This is a genomic window from Candidatus Palauibacter sp. (assembly GCF_965213655.1).
In the GTDB taxonomy this organism is placed as follows: Bacteria; Gemmatimonadota; Gemmatimonadetes; order Palauibacterales; family Palauibacteraceae; genus Palauibacter.
The window spans coordinates 957,019-974,687 of the sequence record NZ_CBDBZT010000003.1 but is presented as its reverse complement, the minus strand read 5'-3'; the positions used below and the strand labels follow the sequence as shown (position 1 = coordinate 974,687).

14 protein-coding genes are annotated in these 17,669 nt (G+C 68.8%); 13 read left to right on the top strand and 1 reads right to left on the bottom strand.

The window, feature by feature from the left end:
- Nucleotides 1–6 precede the first annotated feature (6 nt).
- Complete coding sequence (locus ACOOGH_RS06575; protein WP_420448159.1) at nucleotides 7–810, bottom strand: DUF4159 domain-containing protein; 804 nt, start codon at nucleotides 808–810, stop codon at nucleotides 7–9.
- 254 nt (nucleotides 811–1,064) lie between these two features.
- On the opposite strand from ACOOGH_RS06575, the gene ACOOGH_RS06570 reads away from it, so the two are divergent.
- The 13 genes from ACOOGH_RS06570 to ACOOGH_RS06510 all read left to right on the top strand — a co-directional run bounded on the left by ACOOGH_RS06570 (nucleotide 1,065) and on the right by ACOOGH_RS06510 (nucleotide 17,663).
- The gene (locus ACOOGH_RS06570; RefSeq protein ID WP_420448158.1) at nucleotides 1,065–2,204 is read left to right on the top strand and encodes a thiamine pyrophosphate-dependent dehydrogenase E1 component subunit alpha; all 1,140 of its coding nucleotides are present in this window, start codon (nucleotides 1,065–1,067) and stop codon (nucleotides 2,202–2,204) included.
- On the top strand, nucleotides 2,201–2,659 hold the full coding sequence (locus ACOOGH_RS06565) for a hypothetical protein (RefSeq protein ID WP_420448157.1): 459 nt from the start codon (nucleotides 2,201–2,203) through the stop codon (nucleotides 2,657–2,659). The genes ACOOGH_RS06570 and ACOOGH_RS06565 overlap by 4 nt, the downstream gene beginning before the upstream one ends.
- Nucleotides 2,647–3,585: a ribonuclease Z gene (gene rnz, locus ACOOGH_RS06560; protein WP_420450081.1), complete on the top strand. Its 939-nt coding sequence runs from the start codon at nucleotides 2,647–2,649 to the stop codon at nucleotides 3,583–3,585. The genes ACOOGH_RS06565 and rnz overlap by 13 nt, the downstream gene beginning before the upstream one ends.
- A gap of 5 nt (nucleotides 3,586–3,590) precedes the next feature.
- Nucleotides 3,591–5,561, top strand: coding sequence for a 3-phosphoshikimate 1-carboxyvinyltransferase (gene aroA, locus ACOOGH_RS06555; RefSeq protein ID WP_420450080.1), 1,971 nt, complete (start codon nucleotides 3,591–3,593; stop codon nucleotides 5,559–5,561).
- Nucleotides 5,562–5,769: 208 nt separating this feature from the next.
- Nucleotides 5,770–7,632: a 30S ribosomal protein S1 gene (locus tag ACOOGH_RS06550; protein WP_420448156.1), complete on the top strand. Its 1,863-nt coding sequence runs from the start codon at nucleotides 5,770–5,772 to the stop codon at nucleotides 7,630–7,632.
- A 130-nt stretch (nucleotides 7,633–7,762) separates the two neighbouring features.
- Nucleotides 7,763–9,538: an ABC transporter substrate-binding protein gene (locus ACOOGH_RS06545; protein ID WP_420448155.1), complete on the top strand. Its 1,776-nt coding sequence runs from the start codon at nucleotides 7,763–7,765 to the stop codon at nucleotides 9,536–9,538.
- Between the two features lie 13 nt (nucleotides 9,539–9,551).
- The gene (locus ACOOGH_RS06540; protein WP_420450079.1) at nucleotides 9,552–11,093 is read left to right on the top strand and encodes an acyl-CoA carboxylase subunit beta; all 1,542 of its coding nucleotides are present in this window, start codon (nucleotides 9,552–9,554) and stop codon (nucleotides 11,091–11,093) included.
- 16 nt (nucleotides 11,094–11,109) lie between these two features.
- Nucleotides 11,110–12,600 (top strand): acetyl-CoA carboxylase biotin carboxylase subunit, encoded by a 1,491-nt coding sequence (locus tag ACOOGH_RS06535; RefSeq protein ID WP_420448154.1) that lies wholly within the window; start codon nucleotides 11,110–11,112, stop codon nucleotides 12,598–12,600.
- 7 nt (nucleotides 12,601–12,607) lie between these two features.
- Nucleotides 12,608–13,111, top strand: coding sequence for an acetyl-CoA carboxylase biotin carboxyl carrier protein subunit (locus tag ACOOGH_RS06530; RefSeq protein ID WP_420448153.1), 504 nt, complete (start codon nucleotides 12,608–12,610; stop codon nucleotides 13,109–13,111).
- Nucleotides 13,108–14,670 (top strand): acyl-CoA mutase large subunit family protein, encoded by a 1,563-nt coding sequence (locus tag ACOOGH_RS06525; RefSeq protein WP_420448152.1) that lies wholly within the window; start codon nucleotides 13,108–13,110, stop codon nucleotides 14,668–14,670. The genes ACOOGH_RS06530 and ACOOGH_RS06525 overlap by 4 nt, the downstream gene beginning before the upstream one ends.
- 7 nt (nucleotides 14,671–14,677) lie before the next feature.
- The gene (locus ACOOGH_RS06520; RefSeq protein ID WP_420448151.1) at nucleotides 14,678–15,010 is read left to right on the top strand and encodes an FmdB family zinc ribbon protein; all 333 of its coding nucleotides are present in this window, start codon (nucleotides 14,678–14,680) and stop codon (nucleotides 15,008–15,010) included.
- Entirely contained in the window at nucleotides 15,007–16,695 is a 1,689-nt protein-coding gene (gene argS, locus ACOOGH_RS06515; RefSeq protein ID WP_420448150.1) for an arginine--tRNA ligase, read from the top strand. Before ACOOGH_RS06520 ends, argS begins: the two co-directional genes overlap by 4 nt.
- Nucleotides 16,692–17,663, top strand: coding sequence for a PfkB family carbohydrate kinase (locus tag ACOOGH_RS06510; protein WP_420448149.1), 972 nt, complete (start codon nucleotides 16,692–16,694; stop codon nucleotides 17,661–17,663). The genes argS and ACOOGH_RS06510 overlap by 4 nt, the downstream gene beginning before the upstream one ends.
- The last annotated feature ends 6 nt before the right edge of the window (nucleotides 17,664–17,669 follow it).

Sequence of the window (17,669 nt, the reverse complement as noted above, 5' to 3'; positions counted from 1 at the left end):
CGGCTGTCAGCGGGCCGGGGTCGCGGAGAGCGCGTAGAGGAAGAGGTTCACGCCCATCCGCATGGCCGCCTCGCGCACGTCCGGCGCGTCTCCGTGCACCCCCTCGTCCTCCCAGCCGTCGCCGAGGTCCGACTCGAAGCTGTAGAAGACGGCGAGCCGGCCATCGAGGAAGATCCCGAATCCCTGTGCGGGATTCCCGTCGTGCTCGTGGATCTTGGGCAGGCCGTCCGGCAGCTCGTAGAAGATCCGGTAGACGCTGTGTTCGAGCGGCACCTCGGCGAGGGGGAAGTCCGGGAAGAGGCGGGCGACCTCCCGGCGAAACGATTCGTCCAGCCCGTAGTTGTCGTCCACGTGCAGAAAGCCGCCCCCGTACAGGTAGGCGCGCAGGCGTTCGATCTCGAGCGCGCTGAAGGACATGTTGCCGTGTCCCGTCGCGTACAGGTACGGATGGTCGGCGAGGTCGGGATCCGCCGCCCCCACCTCCTCGGGCCGGTCGGCCACGGGAATGCCGGTCCGCAGTTCAATCTGTTCGAGGAGGTTGTCGAGGCTCGAGGGATTGGCGTACCAGTCGCCCCCTCCATCGTAACGGAGGCGCGCAATCGTCGGGGGCTCCGTCGGCCGCGACTCGCCCAACGGCTGCCCGGCGAGACTCGGACAGGAGCCCAGCGCCGCCAGCGCGGCAGCGGCGACTGCGACGAAGCCGAGCACCATCTGCGGCGTGCGGTCGCCGCGCCGCTGCGTCGCGCGGCAGTGCGGACACGTCCGTGTCGCGTCCGGCACGCTGCACTTGCAGCGGCGACAGGGCTTCATGCGAGGCCCTCGGCCTCGGCGCGGCTGCCGCAGACTGAAGCCGGCAGCCCGTTACCTGGGTTCATGGTGTACCTCGGTCGCATGCAGCGGCGTCCTCGTCGCGTCGTGTCCCACCCGTGTCTCGCCGCCGCGGGCGCGGGCGCGGGTCGACGACAGGGAGGTAGATTATCGGTTCGCGCGTCCCGGGGCGAAGGCTTAGGATGTGCCGCGCGACGGGCCGCTTTCCGGCCTGCCGGACCACGAGGACCTGGACGATGCGTCGATACTCGGCCTACGACCCCCCTGAGTACGTTTCCTGGCAGCCGGACCCCGAACTCCTCGAGGAGTACCGCGCGCGCATCCGGGAGGACGCCGCCCGCGAACGGGAAATCGCCACGCTGCCTCCCGAGGCGTACCTCGCGCTGTATCGGGGACTCGTCCGTTTCCGCCTCAGTGACATCGCGCTCACCAGGTGGGTGAAGCAGGGCGTGATCTCGAAGGCCTGGCTCGGCACGGGCGAGGAAGCCGTGACGGTGGGAGCGGTGAACGCGCTCGACCGCCGCGGCTCCGAGGGCGATATCGTGGGCCCCATGATCCGCAACCAGGGTGCGAACCACGAGATGGGCATGCCGATGGCGGAGGTGTTCCGCACCTACCTCGGGACGGCGGACGCTCCCGCGGGGGGACGGGACCTGCACCTGGGAGACCTGCGCTACGGCGTGTGTCCGCCCATCAGCATGGTCGCGACGCTGTCGACCGTCATGAATGGGTTCGCCCTCGCCTTCCGGATCCGCGGAGAACCGCGGGTGGCGCTGACCTGGGTGGGGGACGGCGCGACGAAACACGGCGAGGCGCACGAGGCGTTTGCCTTCGCGGCCTCACTCCGGCTGCCCATCGTCTTCATCATCCAGAACAACCAGGTGGCGTTGGGGACGCGGCTGGAGCAGCACCACGTGCGGCCCGACTTTTCGGACTGGGGCGCGGCGTACGGCACCCCCTCCGAGTCGGTCGACGGGAACCATGTGCTCGAGGTCTATGCGGCGACGCGCGTGGCCGCCGAGCGCTGTCGGCGGGGCGAAGGTCCGCAGCTCATCGAGGCACGCACCTTCCGCATGGGAGGTCACGCGACGCACGACGTGCGCGAGGCCCGGGCCACGTTTTCTCCCGAGCTCTTCCAACACTGGGGGCGGCGCGACCCGATCGGACTCTATGAGGAGTACCTGGCGGGGATCGACCTCGGGGTCTCCGGGGAGGGTGACCTGCGAACCCGTAACCTGCGCAGGCTCGAGGCGGTGGAGCGGGAAGTCGAGACGGAGATCGAGCAGGCGGCGGGCGAAGCGTTGGTGAGCCGCGAGCGAGCGGCTCCGCGCGGCGAAACCGTGACCCTCGGCGTGTACGGCGAGGCGTCGGCATGACGGCCGGGGGCGCGCGTCCGCAGCGGTCGGGCCGGATGGAGGGGGCGGTGTGGACGTTGTATGACGCCGGCCGGGCGCCGTCGGGCCTGGGTCTCGGCTACTTCGTGTGTGACGACTCGCGGATGGAGGACCGCAGAGCGGTGCTTCCCGCGGGACTTGTTCTCCCGGATCTCGACGATGAAGCGTTCCGCGCGTTGTGGGAGGCCGGACGCGGGCTCACCCGCACTGAGCGCCGGGTCGTCGACGGAAGCGGGGCGATCTGGCTCGCCCAGAGCGTGGGACCGGTCTGGGCCGAGGGAGGTGTCGCGGCCGGTACGGTGGGCGTTCGGCTGCGCTGCATCAGCGCCGACGGCCCTGTGGTGGAGTGGAACGGCGCCACGCTCTCACGGATGACGGACGAGGATCTGATCGCGCGCGTCGGCGTGCCCGAAGGAGTCGCGCCATCCTCCGACTGACGTTTCTCGGAACGGCTTCCTCGCGGCCGACCGTGTCGCGGAACGTTTCGTCGCTCGCCCTGAAGCGCGAGGGGCGGTTGTTTCTCCTCGACTGCGGCGAGGGGACGCAACGGCAGATGATGCGGTACGGGGTCGGCTTTTCCCTCGACGATATCCTCATCACGCACCTCCACTCCGACCACTACCTCGGGTTGGCGGGCCTGCTCCGCACGATGAGCCTGCAGGGGCGCGAGCAGCCGCTCCGGATCTGGGCGCCGCCCGGCGCGGGCGAGACGCTCCGGGCACTCCGGGATCTGGGAGGGGATCGTCTGGCGTTTGACGCGTCGGTGCACGAACTGCAGGCAGGCGAGGCAGTCGAAGGGGAAGGTTTTCGGGTTGAGGCGTTCGCGACCGAGCATACCCGGCGCTCGCTCGGATACGCGCTCATCGAGGACGCTCGCCCGGGGAGGTTCGATGTTGCGGCGGCCCTCGCACTGGGGGTTCCGGAAGGCCCGCTTTTCGGCCGGCTCCACCGCGGGGAGAACGTGGATCTCGAGGACGGCCGTCGCGTCGACCCTGCAGAACTCGTGGGTCCTCCGCGGGCGGGAAGGAAGGTTGTGTACACGGGCGACACGTGCCCCTCCCGCGAGACCGTTCGCATCTCGCGCGGCGCGGACCTTCTCGTGCACGAGGCGACGTTCACGGAGCACGAATCGGTTCGGGCGCGGGAAACGGGCCACTCCACGGCTGCGGGCGCGGCTCGGATCGCGCGCGAGGCGGGCGTGCGGAGGCTCGTTCTCACGCACGTCAGCGCCCGCTACGCCGAGCGGCCGGGGCAACTGCTCGAGGAGGCGCGCACCGTCTTCCCGGGGGCGGAACTCGCACGCGATGGCTGGTCCGCCAGAGTCCCCTTCGGCGACGCCGAGCCGGGAGATCCCGACCCTTGATCCACGTGCGTGTACCCGGGGACAAGTCGATCTCCCACCGGGCCGCACTCATCGCGCCGCTCGCCTCTTCCGGGTCCGTGGTTCGGGGCCTGTCCGCTGGCGCCGACGTGCGGGCCAGCGTCGCGGCGATGCAGCAACTCGGGGCTGTCATGGAGTGTGTGGAGGAAGAGGGCGGTCTCACGATCCGTTGCGCGGGCGGCGGGCTGCGCGCCGTCTCGGCGGTCCGGATCGACTGCGGCAACAGCGGGACGACCGCCCGGCTGCTCGCCGGGATCCTGGCTGGTTCCGGCACGGCGGCGGTCCTCGATGGCGATCCATCGCTGCGCGGCCGCCCCATGCGCCGTGTGATCTACCCGCTGCAGGCAATGGGGGCCCGGATCGAGTACGAAGCGGAGCCGGAACGGCTTCCCGTGCGGCTGCGGGGGCGGGCCACGGGGGCGCTGAGGACGCTGCGTCACCGCGGCAGGGTCGCAAGCGCCCAGGTCAAGTCGGCCGTGCTGCTGGCCGGCGTGCTGGCCCGCGTGCGGGTCGAAATCAGCGAACCCGCCCTCTCGCGGGACCACACCGAGCGCATGCTGGACGCGATGGGTGTACCGCTCGTGTTCGATCCCGAACGGGTCGGAGCGGGAGCCGTGAGCTTCGATCCGGCGGGTTGGGATGGCGCGCTCAAGGGTCTCTCCACGACGGTGCCCGGGGATCCTTCCTCGGCCGCGTTCCTGATCGGCGCCTCTCTGCTCGGCGGTCGAACCGTGAGGGTGGAGGATGTGGCGGCCAACCCCGGGCGCACCGGTTTTCTCTCCGTGCTCGAGGAGATGGGGGCCGGCGTCGAGCGGGACCGCGCGCCGGCCATGACCGGGGAACCGCGCGAGACCTGGACCGTTCGCCCCCCGGATGGCCTGCGGGCGTTCTCGATCGGCGGCGATACGATCCCTCTCGTGATCGACGAGATTCCGCTCCTCGCCGTCCTCGCTGCCCGGGCGCGGGGCCGCTCCGAGATTCGCGATGCCGCTGAACTGCGGGTGAAGGAAAGCGACCGCCTGGCCGTGCTCGCCCGGACGCTCGAGAAGCTCGGTGTCGTAGTGGAGGAGCGGCCCGATGGACTCACGATCCAGGGCCGAACCGGACGGTTGAGCGGCGCTGTCGAAACGCGGGGCGACCACCGGATCGCCATGGCGTTCGGGGTTCTCGATGCAGTGGGGGACGCCGACCTGCGAATCGACGACCGCGCGTGCGCGGCCGTTTCGTTCCCGGGTTTCTGGGAGGCACTGGAGCTCTTCGCTCGCCGCTCACGCCGAGAGTCTCCTTCGCGAACGGGGCGCGTGATCGCCGTGGATGGCCCCGCCGCTTCCGGCAAGAGCAGCACGGCCCTCAGCGTGGCCCGCCGGCTCGGCTTCGTGCATGTGAACTCCGGGCTCCTTTACCGGGCGATCACCTGGTGGGCCCTCGATGCGGGCGTCGCGGAGGACGAGCCGTCCATTGAGGCCGCGGTGCCGGAGTTGGACCTCGATCTCGTCCCCGCGCACGACGGATTCGACGTATGCGTCGGGGGAGCTCGACCCGGCCGCGACCTCGAATCGCCGGAAGTAACGGCGCGGGTGTCCGCCGTTTCCGCGCTTCCCGCGGTGCGCGAGGTCGTGTTGGAGCGGCTGCGCCGGGCCGGCCGCCGCCATGAGATTGTCTGCGACGGACGCGACATCGGCACGGTCGTCTTTCCCCATGCGGACCTCAAGGTCTTCCTGGTGGCGGAAGCTCGCGAGAGAGCCCGTCGGCGATTGCGTCAGCGGACCGTGCCCTTCACCGAGGAAGACGTCGAGCGCGAGGCGGCGCGTCTCGAGGCCCGGGACCGACGGGATCGTTCGCGCCCGTTGTCGCCTCTCGAGCGCGCTCCCGACGCCATCGAGATCGACACGACCGCCATGACCCCGGACGAAGTCGTGGACGCGATCATCGAACGCGCGGCCTCCGCTTTCCGTTGACGCTTCCGCAGCCTGAATCTAGGTTAGCTTACTGTTCGAGGATCGTGGCGGAAAAAGTGGCGCTCCGCCTTGGATCCTGTGGATACCCGATACCAGGGATCGGCCGGCGGCTGGGCGGAGGTTGGAGAAGCTCGGTTGGGGTCGATTCTTTTTTGCCACGAGGCCCGGCGGGACGCACCCTTGGCCCCGCGCGGGAATCTGATTCCCTATGCCCGACGACACGACCCCTCAGACCGACACCACCGAGACCACCGATGCGGTGACGGAGCTGGATGGCGCCGCGCAGGAAGACGTGGACGTCGCCGTCGCGACTCCCGCGGCCTTCGAACCCAGCCCCATCGATCTCGACCTCGACGCGGACCCCCGGGATGACTCCCAGCACGATCAGGCGGAGTACGCCGAACTCTACGCGCTCTACGAGGACACTCTCAGCCGCATCACCGAAGGCGAAATCGTCTCGGCGCAGGTGATCGGAAAGACCGAGACGGACATCATCCTCGATGTCGGCTTCAAGTCCGAAGGCGCCGTCCCGCTCGACGAGTTCGCGGATCCGGACGAAGTTCAGATGGGCGATTCCGTCGACGTCCTCCTCGAGAGCCTCGAGGACGAAGAAGGCGTCGTCGTCCTCTCGAAGAAGAAGGCCGATTTCCTCCGCGTGTGGGAGAAGATCAAGGACGCCTTCGACAACGATCGCCCCGTGCAGGGACGCATAAAGCGGAAGATCAAGGGCGGCGTTACGGTTGACCTCATGGGGGTCGATGCCTTCCTCCCCGGATCCCAGATCGCGCTTCGGCGGGTGCCGAACGTGGACGACCTTCTGGGCGACGAGTACGACTTCAAGATCCTCAAGCTCAACAAGCGCCGCCGGAACATCGTCGTGAGCCGTCGCGTCCTCCTCGAGGAGGAGCGGGCAGGGAAGCGCGAGGAACTCAAGAAGGAGCTCTCGGTCGGCGACGTGCGCGCCGGAGTCGTCAAGAACATCACGGACTTCGGAGCCTTCATCGACCTCGGCGGCATGGACGGCCTCCTCCACATCACGGATATGTCGTGGGGTCGGATCGGCCATCCGTCCGAAGTCTGCGACATCGGCCAGACGCTGGAGATCAAGATCCTCGACATCGACTGGGACCGGGAGCGCATATCGCTCGGCCTCAAGCAGCTGCAGGAATACCCCTGGAAGAACGTGGCCGAAAAGTATCCGGTCGGGACGCGGGTGCTGGGCCGGGTGGTCTCGATCACGAACTACGGGGCCTTCGTCGAGCTCGAGCGCGGCATCGAGGGTCTGGTCCACATCTCGGAGATGTCGTGGACCCGCAACGTCCGGCATCCCTCCCAGCTGGTCGGCATCAACGACAAGGTCGAATGCGTAGTGCTGCGGGTGGATGAGGAAGCGCAGAAGATCTCGCTCGGGATGAAGCAGGTGGAGGAGGATCCGTGGCTCGCGCTCCCCGCACAGTACCCGCCGGGAACGAAGATCCGCGGGTTGGTTCGCAACCTCACTTCCTTCGGCGCGTTCGTGGAGGTCGAGGCGGGCATCGACGGTCTTGTCCATATCTCCGACATGAGCTGGACGCGGAGGGTGCAGCACCCGGCCGAGGTGCTCCGGAAGGGAGAGGAGGTCGACGTCGTCGTTCTCTCGATCGATCCCGACCAGAAGCGGATCTCCCTCGGACTGAAACAGGTGCAGGAAGATCCGTGGTATCAGCTCGCGCAGGCGTACCAGCCGGGCCGGGAAGTGGCGGGCTCGATCACGCGGTTGCTCGAGAAGGGCGTCGTCGTGGATCTCGGGAGCGACCTTGAAGGGTTCGTACCGGTCTCTCAACTGGGTCTGGAAGGGCCGGTCACCGAGCCCGGTGACCATTTCGACGACGGGCATCAGCTGGATCTGCGCGTACTCGAGACCGATCCGATAAACCGCCGCATCGTTCTCGCCGTCGTCGACGCGCCCGAAGTCCCGTACGAGGCCGAGGAAGTCGAGTACGAGAACATGGCGGCGTCGAAGTCGGGTTCCGCGGCGGATGACACGGGCGACGAGGAGCAGTCCGATTCCGGTGGTGAGGCAGGGGAGTAGCCCCTTCCACGCGCGGCGAAGAGCAGCGCGGCGGCGCGTAGCCCTCGGCTGCAGCGCGGTACTGGTCGCGGCCGCGGGCTGTGCGCTCATCGCAGGCGGCCCCCCCGCCGAGAGAGCCGCCCCGAGCACGGTGGATCGGGAAGGACCGGCGGCCGTGCTCCGCCTCGCCGAATCCGACTACGAGCGGGGGCGCTTCGCCGCGGCCGCGTCGCGGGCGGATTCGCTGAATGCCGCCTGGCGCGACATCGAAGCTCTCCGACCCCTCGCGGATCGCGCGCTTTCCGTGGCGGGCCGGGCGCTCGAAGCCCAGGGGCTCCCCGGCGCTGCGGCGGATCGCTACGGCACGCTTCTCGCCCGCGCGCCCGCGGCTGCCCTGAGGATGGCGACGGTCGAGCGGCTGGTTCGGGTCCTTTCGGACACGGGCCGCGAAGCCGAGGCGGTCGCCGCGATCCTCTCGACCCCGCAGGCGCTCGACACGATTGGCCCGGACAACCTGCGCCGGTTGACCTCGGCCCTCACGCTGCAGGAATTGCGCCTTCTGACGGAGACCCCCTCCCCGGAGACGGCCGCGGCGGCGATCGTCCATGCGCAACTCGCACGCCTTCTCATTGTCGAAAGGGAGGGAGACGAGGCGAGGCGCCTGGCCGCTCGTATCCTGGAGGGGCGGCCTGCCGAACCGGAGAGGGTTACGGCAGAGATGATCGCCGGGGCGGAAACGGATCTCGGCAGCGGCATCGCGCGGATCGGCGCGATCCTGCCGCTCACGGGCGACCTCGCGGAGGTGGGAGAAGTGCTGCGCGAGGGGATCGAACTTGCGGTCGAGCGATACCGCAGCGACGACCCCGCCGGCTTCGAGGTCGAACTCATCGTTCTCGACGACGAGTCGGATCCGGAGAACACCGCCGATCTTGTACGGTCGCTTGAAGAACGGGACGCCATTGCGATCGTGGGCCCTCTCCGCTCCGAGTCTTTCGCGGCGGCTTCCCGGGCCCGCCGGAACCCGAGGCTTCCGATCATCAGCCCCACCGCGACGGAAGTGCTGAGGCCGGGGGCGGCGAGCTACACCCTCTACGATGCGGCTACACGCGCCTCGGATGTGGCGCAGGAACTCGCACGCTGGACGCTCGAGGAACTGGGGCTCCGCCGGGTGGCCGTGCTGGAGCCGGCCGGAGTCGGCCTGAGAGGCGCCGTCAATGCGTTCACGCGCACTCTGCGGGAAAACGGAGGGCAACTCGTGGGGCACGAGCGCTATGACCCCGCGCTCACGACCTTCCAGGACCCCATCGAAGCGCTCGCAGCCACCGAGCCCGATGTCGTGTTTGCGCCCGCGGCGTCCGCGTCCGCCGTCCTCGCCGTCGCGCCTCAGCTCTTCTATTACGGGTTGTATAACGTGATCGTGATGGGGAGCGAGGCCTGGGCCGAACCGGCCGCCCTCCGCCGCCTCGAGCGCTTCGCGACGGACCATCGCGTGATCGGCCTTACGACGGACCGCGTCAGCCCCGGCACTCCGTGGCAGCGATTTGTAGCGGATTATGAGAGAAGATATCGGAAGCCATTGCGGGACAACGTCATGCCGGCGCTCGCACACGATGCGACGCTTCTGGTTCTGTCCGCTCTCGATGGTGCGAGACTGCCGATTCCGGCGGCGCTCACGGCGTACCTCGAGTCGGGGCCGGAAATCGAGGGAGTGACGGGCCGTCTGCGCCCCGAAGCCGGGCGATCCGTCGTGCGGCGCGCCACCGAGGTCCGCATGCTGGTGGAGGGGACGCCGGTGGCGGCGGACCGCGAGGTTCTGCTTACCTGGCTGGAAGAAGTGCGCGCGGCGCCGTCCCCCTTTGCGCCGCGCGACACCCTGCGCGCGGACACCCTGCGCGCGGATACGCTCCGCCGCGTGCGGACCCGATGACGACCGGATGAGCATGCGCGAGAAGCTGTCCGAACTTGAGGCTCGATCCGGGCGCGTCGCCCGCGGAGACCCGGAGCGGCTCGCCCGCCAGCACGCGCGCGGCAAGCTGGGCGCCCGGGAACGACTCGAGATCCTCCTCGATGAGGGGAGCTTCGTCGAATTCGATCGCTTCGTCGAGCACCGCTGTACGGACTTCGGTCTCGAAGACCGGCGCATCCCCGGCGACGGCGTCATCACCGGCTACGGGCGCATCGACGGACGAATCGTCTACGTATTCAGCCAGGACTTCACGGTCTTCGGGGGCTCCCTCTCGGAGACACATGCCGGGAAGATCGTAAAGGTTCTGGATCTCGCGACGCGGAATGGCGCTCCCTTCATCGGGATCAACGATTCGGGAGGCGCGCGGATCCAGGAAGGCGTCGCCTCTCTCGGGGGATACGCGGACATCTTCCTTCGAAACACGCTGGCGTCCGGGGTGATCCCGCAACTGAGCGCGATCCTCGGGCCGTGTTCGGGCGGGGCGGTCTACAGCCCCGCCATCACGGACTTCGTGTTCATGGTGGACGGAGTGAGCCACATGTTCATCACCGGCCCCGGCGTCGTGAAGACGGTAACCCACGAGGACGTGACGTTCGACGAACTGGGCGGCGCGGGCGTGCACGCGAGCCGGTCCGGCGTGGCGCACTTCCGTTCGGCGAGCGAGATCGAGGCCCTTCAGGCCATACGCCGCCTCCTTTCCTACCTGCCCTCGAACAATCAGGAAAAGCCACTCTGGCGCGAGACGGCGGATCCGGCGGACCGCGGGGACGAGGACCTCGTCGAGATCGTGCCGGACGACCCCAAGCTTCCGTACGACATGCTGGACATCATCGGCCGGGTCGTCGACAGCGACAGCCTGCTGGAGGTCCACGCCGACTACGCCCGCAACATCATCACTGCTTTCGCCCGGCTCGGCGGTCACGCCGTGGGCATTGTGGGCAACCAGCCGGCGGTCCTCGCCGGCGTTTTGGACAGCGATGCGAGCATCAAGGCTGCCCGTTTCGTGCGTTTCTGCGATGCATTCAACGTTCCGCTGGTCACGTTCGAGGATGTGCCCGGCTTTCTCCCGGGCCTGAGGGAAGAGCACGAGGGAATCATCCGAAACGGCGCAAAACTCCTCTTCGCCTACTGTGAAGCGACCGTGCCGAAGCTCACGGTCATCACGCGCAAGGCGTACGGCGGCGCGTACGATGTCATGTCGTCCAAGCACATCCGGGGCGACCTCAACCTCGCGTGGCCGACGGCGGAGATCGCAGTGATGGGCGCAAAGGGTGCGGTGGAAGTCCTCTTCCGGCGCGAGATCGCGGCAGCCGAGGACCCGGCGGCGCGCACGGCCGAACTCGAGGCGGAATATCGGGCGAAGTTCGCCAATCCCTGGCTTGCCGCCGAGCGCGGGTTCATCGACGACGTGATCGACCCGCGCGAGACGCGCGCGCGCCTCGTGTCGGGACTCGAAGCGATGGCCGAAAAGCGCGACCGAAACCCGCCCAGGAAGCACGGCAACATCCCGTTGTGATCCCCTCCGAGGCCGGATGTTCGACAAGGTTCTGATCGCAAACCGCGGCGAGATCGCGGTCAGGGTCATCCGTGCCTGCCACGAGGAAGGCCTGAAGACGGTCGCCGTCTACTCCGTGGCGGACCGCCGGGCGCCCCACGTCCTTCTCGCGGGCGAGGCGATCCGGATCGGGGCAGGAGCCGCGGCCGAGAGCTACCTGTCGATCGAGAGGCTCCTCGCCGCCGCGAAGACGACGGGTGCGGGCGCGGTGCACCCGGGGTACGGTTTCCTCGCCGAGAATGCCGGTTTCGCCCGCGCCGTCGAGGCTGCCGGGCTGGTGTTCATCGGACCGCCGGCCGAGGCGATCGAGATCATGGGCGACAAGACGCGGGCCCGCGCGCGGATGATGCGGGCCGGAGTTCCCGTGATCCCCGGCAGCGAGCCGCTGGCATCGGCGCGGGAGGCCGTGCGCGAGTCCGGGGAGATCGGCTTCCCCGTCCTCCTGAAGGCGGCGGCGGGCGGCGGCGGCAAGGGCATGCACGTCGCCTCGGACCCGGAGGAGGTCGCCGCGGCCTACGGGCGGGCGACACGCGAAGCGCGGAACGCGTTCGGCGACGGACGCGTGTTCGTGGAGCGCTTCCTGCGCTCCCCCCGACACATCGAGGTCCAGGTGCTTGCCGATGACGAACGGACCGTGGATTTCGGGGAACGGGAGTGCTCGATCCAGCGGAGACACCAGAAACTGGTCGAGGAAGCGCCATCGGAGGCGATCGACGACGGACTCCGCCGACGGATGGCGGCGGTCGCCGTGCGAGCAGCCGAGGCGGTCGGCTACCGCGGCGCGGGCACCGTCGAGTTTCTGGTCGAGGGGGGCGAGTTCTTCTTCCTCGAGATGAACACGCGCATCCAGGTCGAGCACCCCGTGACGGAGCTCGTCACGGGCGTGGACCTCGTCCGTCAGCAACTGCGCGTGGCCCGGGATCTTCCCCTGCTCGGCGGTGAAGAACCGCCCAGCGCGCGCGGGCACGCGATCGAATGCCGGATCAACGCCGAGGATCCTGCCGCCGGCTTCCTCCCTTCCACGGGCCGCATCGACCGTCTCGAAGTCCCGACGGGGCCGGGCGTGCGCTGGGACGGGGGGATTCGGGACGGATCGGAAGTCGGCCTGCACTACGACTCGCTGCTGGGCAAGCTGGTCGTGCATGCCTCCGATCGGGAAGCCGCGATCCGGCGCATGCGGTCCGCGCTCGAAGGGCTCGTCATCGGTGGCGTCGAGACGACGATCCCCTGGCACCTCGCGGTCATGGACGAACCCGACTACAGGGCGAACGAGCTCTCCATCAGGTACGTGGAGGAACACCCCGGGCTTGGAGAGATCCCGGATACCGGGCTGCTCGATGTGGCCATGGCGACCGCCGTGTTCCTCGCCGACCGGGACCGGCCCCGGGTCGTGTCCGATGGTGGGCGGCGGTCCCCTGACCGAGGGAATGGACTGTCCGCCTGGATGCGGGCGGGACGGGAGTGGTGAAGTTGTCGTGAAGTACCACGTCGATGCAGGTGGCGGAAGTTGCGAGGTCGAACTCCTGGCCTCCGGGCTGCGCCTGAACGGTGCCGAGCGGGAGGCCGGGTTCGCGTGGTTGGGGGAGGGCGAAGCGCAGCTCACGCTGGATGGAGCGAATCATCGCGTGTTCACCCGCCGGACGGCGCGGGGGTGGCGGCTGACCGTGCGCGGCCGGACGTTCGACGTCACGGTGGAGGACGAACGCACGCGGACCCTTCGCGAACTGGCGGATCGAAGCGCCGGGAGTCGCGGACCGCGAGAGTTGCGCGCGCCGATGCCGGGGCTGGTCACGCGAGTTCTGGCGGAAACCGGGCAGCGCGTGAACGCCGGCGATGGACTGGTCGTGATCGAAGCCATGAAGATGGAGAACGAATTGCGCGCCGGGGAACCGGGAACCGTGGCTGGAGTCGCGGTCAAATCCGGCGATGTGGTGGATCGCGATCAGGTACTCGTGACGCTTGAAGGGGAGACCTCGTGAGCGAGCGGCGTCCGCACTTTGCCACGACGAGCGGGAACGAGGTCGACCCCGTCTACGGCGCCGCAGACGCGAGTCCGGATCCCTCGCGTCCCGGCGAATTCCCCTACACGCGCGGCGTTTACCCGACGATGTATCGGGGGCGGCTGTGGACGATGCGGCAGTACGCCGGCTTCGGAACTGCCGCGGAGACGAACGCGCGCTTCCGCTACCTGCTGGAATCCGGGCAGACGGGCCTCTCCGTCGCCTTCGACCTTCCGACCCAGATGGGGTACGACTCCGACGATTCAAGGGTGCGCGGGGAAGTTGGACGGGTCGGCGTCGCGATCGATTCGATCGAGGACATGCATCGCCTGTTCGAGGAGATCCCGTTGGAGCGCGTCTCGACGGCGATGACGATCAACGCGACGGCGCCCGTTCTCCTCGCGATGTACGCGGGGGTGGCGCAGGAGCGGGGGATCGAACCGGCGGTACTGCGCGGCACGCTCCAGAATGACGTGCTGAAGGAGTTCATCGCGCGGGGGACGTACATCTATCCGGTCGAGCCCAGCGTTCGATTCGTGACCGACGTGTTCGACTTCTGCGCCGGAGAAATGCCGCGCTGGCGCTCGATTTCCATCAGCGGATATCACATTCGCGAGGCCGGAGCGACCGCGGCTCAGGAGTTGGCCTTCACGATCGCCAACGGTCTCGAGTACGTGCGACGCGCCGTCGACCGGGGCCTGGAGATCGACGACTTCGCACCGGGGCTCAGCTTTTTCTTCTCGGCCGACCGGCTCTTCTTCGAGGAGGTGGCCAAGTTCCGCGCCGCGCGCCGCATGTGGGCCCGGCTCATGCGAGACCGTTTCGGAGCGGCGGATGAATGCTGCCGCCTGAAGTTCCACACTCAGACATCCGGTGCCGCACTGACGGCGCAGCAGCCGCTGAACAACGTGGTCCGCGTCGCGGTCCAGGCGTTCTCCGCCGTCCTCGGGGGGACCCAGTCGCTGCACACGAACAGCTACGATGAAGCACTCTCGCTCCCCGGCGCGGACGCAGCCCGCCTCGCGCTCCGCACGCAGCAGGTCCTGGCCGCGGAGACGGGCGTCGCGGACACGGTCGACCCGCTGGGAGGTTCCCACTTCGTCGAGTCGCTCACGGACGACCTCGAGGCGCGGGCCCGGGAATATCTCGCGCGCATCGACGAACTGGGCGGCCCCGTGCAGGCCATCGAGTACATGAGGGAGGAGATCCACCTCGCCGCCCGCCGGCATCAGGAGGCGATCGAGAGCGGCGAACTCGAGGTCGTCGGCGTGAACGTGCACCAGGACGCGGCGCCGGTCGAGATGCCCAAAGCACCGGATTTCGCCCGTCTCGCCGATGAACAGCGCCAGAGGCTGGGGCGGCTCAGAGCCGAGCGGGATGGCGCGGAGGTGGAAGCGTCGCTGGCGCGGATCCGGCGAGCGGCCGCCGGAGATGCTAACCTCCTGCCCGTTCTGATCGAAGCTGTCAGACGCCGGGTCACCCTGGGCGAGATCAGCCACGCGCTTCGCGACGTGTGGGGAGAATACCGCCCCGGCTGAGACCGCCGTGCCACGTTCGATATCAGGGGCAAGAGTGCCAACGTACGAATACAGATGTCGTGGTTGTCGGCACGCGTTCGAGCGGTTCCAGCGCATGTCGGACGCGCCGATCCGCCTCTGCCCGTCGTGCGGGGAGGAGCGTGTCGAGCGGCTCATCTCGACCGGAGGCGGGATCGTCTTCAAGGGGTCGGGCTTTTACGCCACCGATTACCGGGAGTCGGAGGGCGGGGGCGGGAAGACCCCAGCGAAGGAGGCGTCCCGTGATGCTGCGTCGGGGTCGACCGACGGCGCCTCGGAAGGCGCCTCGTCCGGGTCGTCCGAAGGCGATGCCGGCGCGTGACGGGTGACGCGGGGCTGGCCCGACTCTCGGAGGCGCTCGAATCCGCCCTCGCCGCCGCCGGGGCGCCGGAAGATTTCTCTCCGGCATTGGAGCGGCCGCGGGATCCGACGCACGGAGACTGGGCGTCCAACGCGGCGCTCGTCCTCGCGAAACGGCTGGGCCGGCCTCCGCGGGCGCTCGCGACGCTCGTCTGCGAACTGATCGACCCTGCGGCCGCCGGCATCGCGGCGGTGGAGGTCGCCGGCCCGGGATTCCTCAATTTCCGGCTCTCGGACCAATCCATCTGGCCCCGGCTCGCCGAGGTCCTCGAGGCCGGCGACGGCTGGGGTCGGACGCAGGCCTCGCCGGCGCTCCGCGTCAACGTGGAGTTCGTGTCCGCCAATCCCACGGGGCCGCTGCATGTGGCCCACGGTCGAGGCGCGGCGCTCGGCGACGCCGTGGCGTCGCTGCTGGAGTGGACCGGACACGACGTGACGCGCGAGTTCTACGTGAACGACGCCGGACGCCAGATCGAACTCCTCGCCGAGTCCGTCGCGGCGCGCTACGAGGAGACGGCCGGCCGACCCGCGGAGATCCCCGAGGGCGGGTATCACGGCGAGTACGTGCGCGATGTCGCGTCGACGATCCGGAGCTCCGCCGGCGCGGGATTCCTCGCCTCGCTCACGCCTGAAGAGCGTCGGGCGCACTTCCGGAGCGAAGCGGTGCGTCTGCTGCGTGAGGAACAGGCGGAGGATCTGTCGCGCTTCGGCGTCAAGATGGACCTGTACTACTCCGAGCGGTCGCTCTATGAGTCCGGGGCCATCGACAGGCTCCTCGAGGAGCTGGAGGGCGGCGGCCTCATCTACCAGTCGGAAGGCGCGACCTGGCTTCGCACGTCCGATCTGGGCGACGAAAAGGATCGGGTCCTCATCAAGAGCGACGGCTCCTTCACCTACTTCCTGCCGGATCTCGCCTATCATCTCGACAAGGCGACGCGCGGCTTCGATATGGCGATCGATGTCTGGGGAGCGGACCATCAGGGCCACGAGAAGCGCATGCTTGCGGCTCTGCGCGGCCTCTCGTACCCGGAGCTGCTCGAGGTCCTCATCATCCAGCTCGTCACTGTCCTGCGCGACGGCAGGGAAGTCCGAATGAGCAAGCGCGCGGGGCGCTTCGTGACGCTGGGCGAACTCGTGGAGGAGACGGGCCCCGACGTGGCGCGCTATTTCTTTCTCATGCGGCGGGCCGAGGTCCATCTCAATTTCGATCTCGATCTTGCGCTGGACACTTCCGACGCCAATCCGGTCTACAAGGTCCAGTATGCGCACGCCCGCATGTGCAGCGTGTTCCGCAAGGCGGGCATCGCCGCCGGGGAAATCCCCGCTTCTCTCGAGGTTCCGGAATCCTTCGGCACGCCGGCGGAGCGCGAGGTCGCCCTCTCGGTACTGAGGCTTCCCGAGGTCATTGCGGCGGCTGCGGCGAACCGGGCGCCGCATGTGGTGTGCGCCTACCTGGAGGAGGTGGCGGGGCTCGTGAACGCCTGGTATCACCAGGGGAACCTGGACCCGACGCAGAGAATCCTGGCGGCCGGGCCGGAACAGGCCGCGCGAATCCGGCTCGCGCGCGCCGTGCAGCTCACGCTGCGCAGCGGACTGCAGGCGCTCGGCCTCTCGGCCCCGGAAGCCATGACGCGGGAGACGGAGTGAAGACCCGCGCCCCCGGAGGCGAGGACGGCCGGGCCGAAACGGCGCCGATCCTCGTCGTGGGCAGCGTCGCCCTCGACGAGATTTCGACCCCCGCCGGGCACCAGGAGGATGTGGTCGGCGGCACGGCGGTCAACTTCAGCGCCGCGGCCTCCCTGTTCGCTCCGGTCCAGCTCGTGGGGGTCATCGGCGACGACTACCCGACGGGCGAACTCGACTTCCTGCGCCGCCGGGGCGCGGATCTGTCCGGGCTAGAGCAGCGGCCCGGCCGCAGCTTCCGCTGGGGTGCCCTCTACCACCGGGACATGAATACGAGGGATACGACGTTCACCGAACTGGGGGTCTTCGCGGATTTCCAGCCGACGATTCCCGCCGCGTTCCGCAGCGCGCCCTGGGCGTTCCTGGGCGCGATCGACCCCGCGCTTCAGCTCAGGGTCCTGGACCAGATCGAGTCCCCCGTGCTCGCGGCGTGCGACACCATGAACTACTGGATCGAGGGCACGCCCGAGCGTCTCGCCGAGGTTATCGCGAAGATCGACCTGATCACGCTCAACGACGAAGAGGCGAAGCAGCTCTCGGGCGAGCAGAACCTGGCACGTGCCGCGCGCTGGATTCGGAGCCGGGGGCCGCGCCACGTTGTCATCAAGAAGGGGGAACATGGGGCCGTCCTGCTCACGAGCGACGGTTTCTTCCTCACACCGGGATTTCCCCTCGATGACGTGGTCGACCCCACAGGAGCGGGCGATGCCTTTGCAGGCGGCTTGCTCGGCTTTCTGGCGCGCTGTGGTACGATCACGGGACCGGCCTTGAGGCGCGCCGTCGTGTACGGCTGCGCGCTCGGCTCCTTCGCGTGCGAAGCGTTCGGCGCGCGCCGCCTGGTGACGCTCACCATGGCCGAAGTGGAGGATCGGGTGCGAAGCTTCGGGGCGCTCACGAGATTCGATCCTTCAGCCCCGCGGGTGGAAGCATGAGAGAAG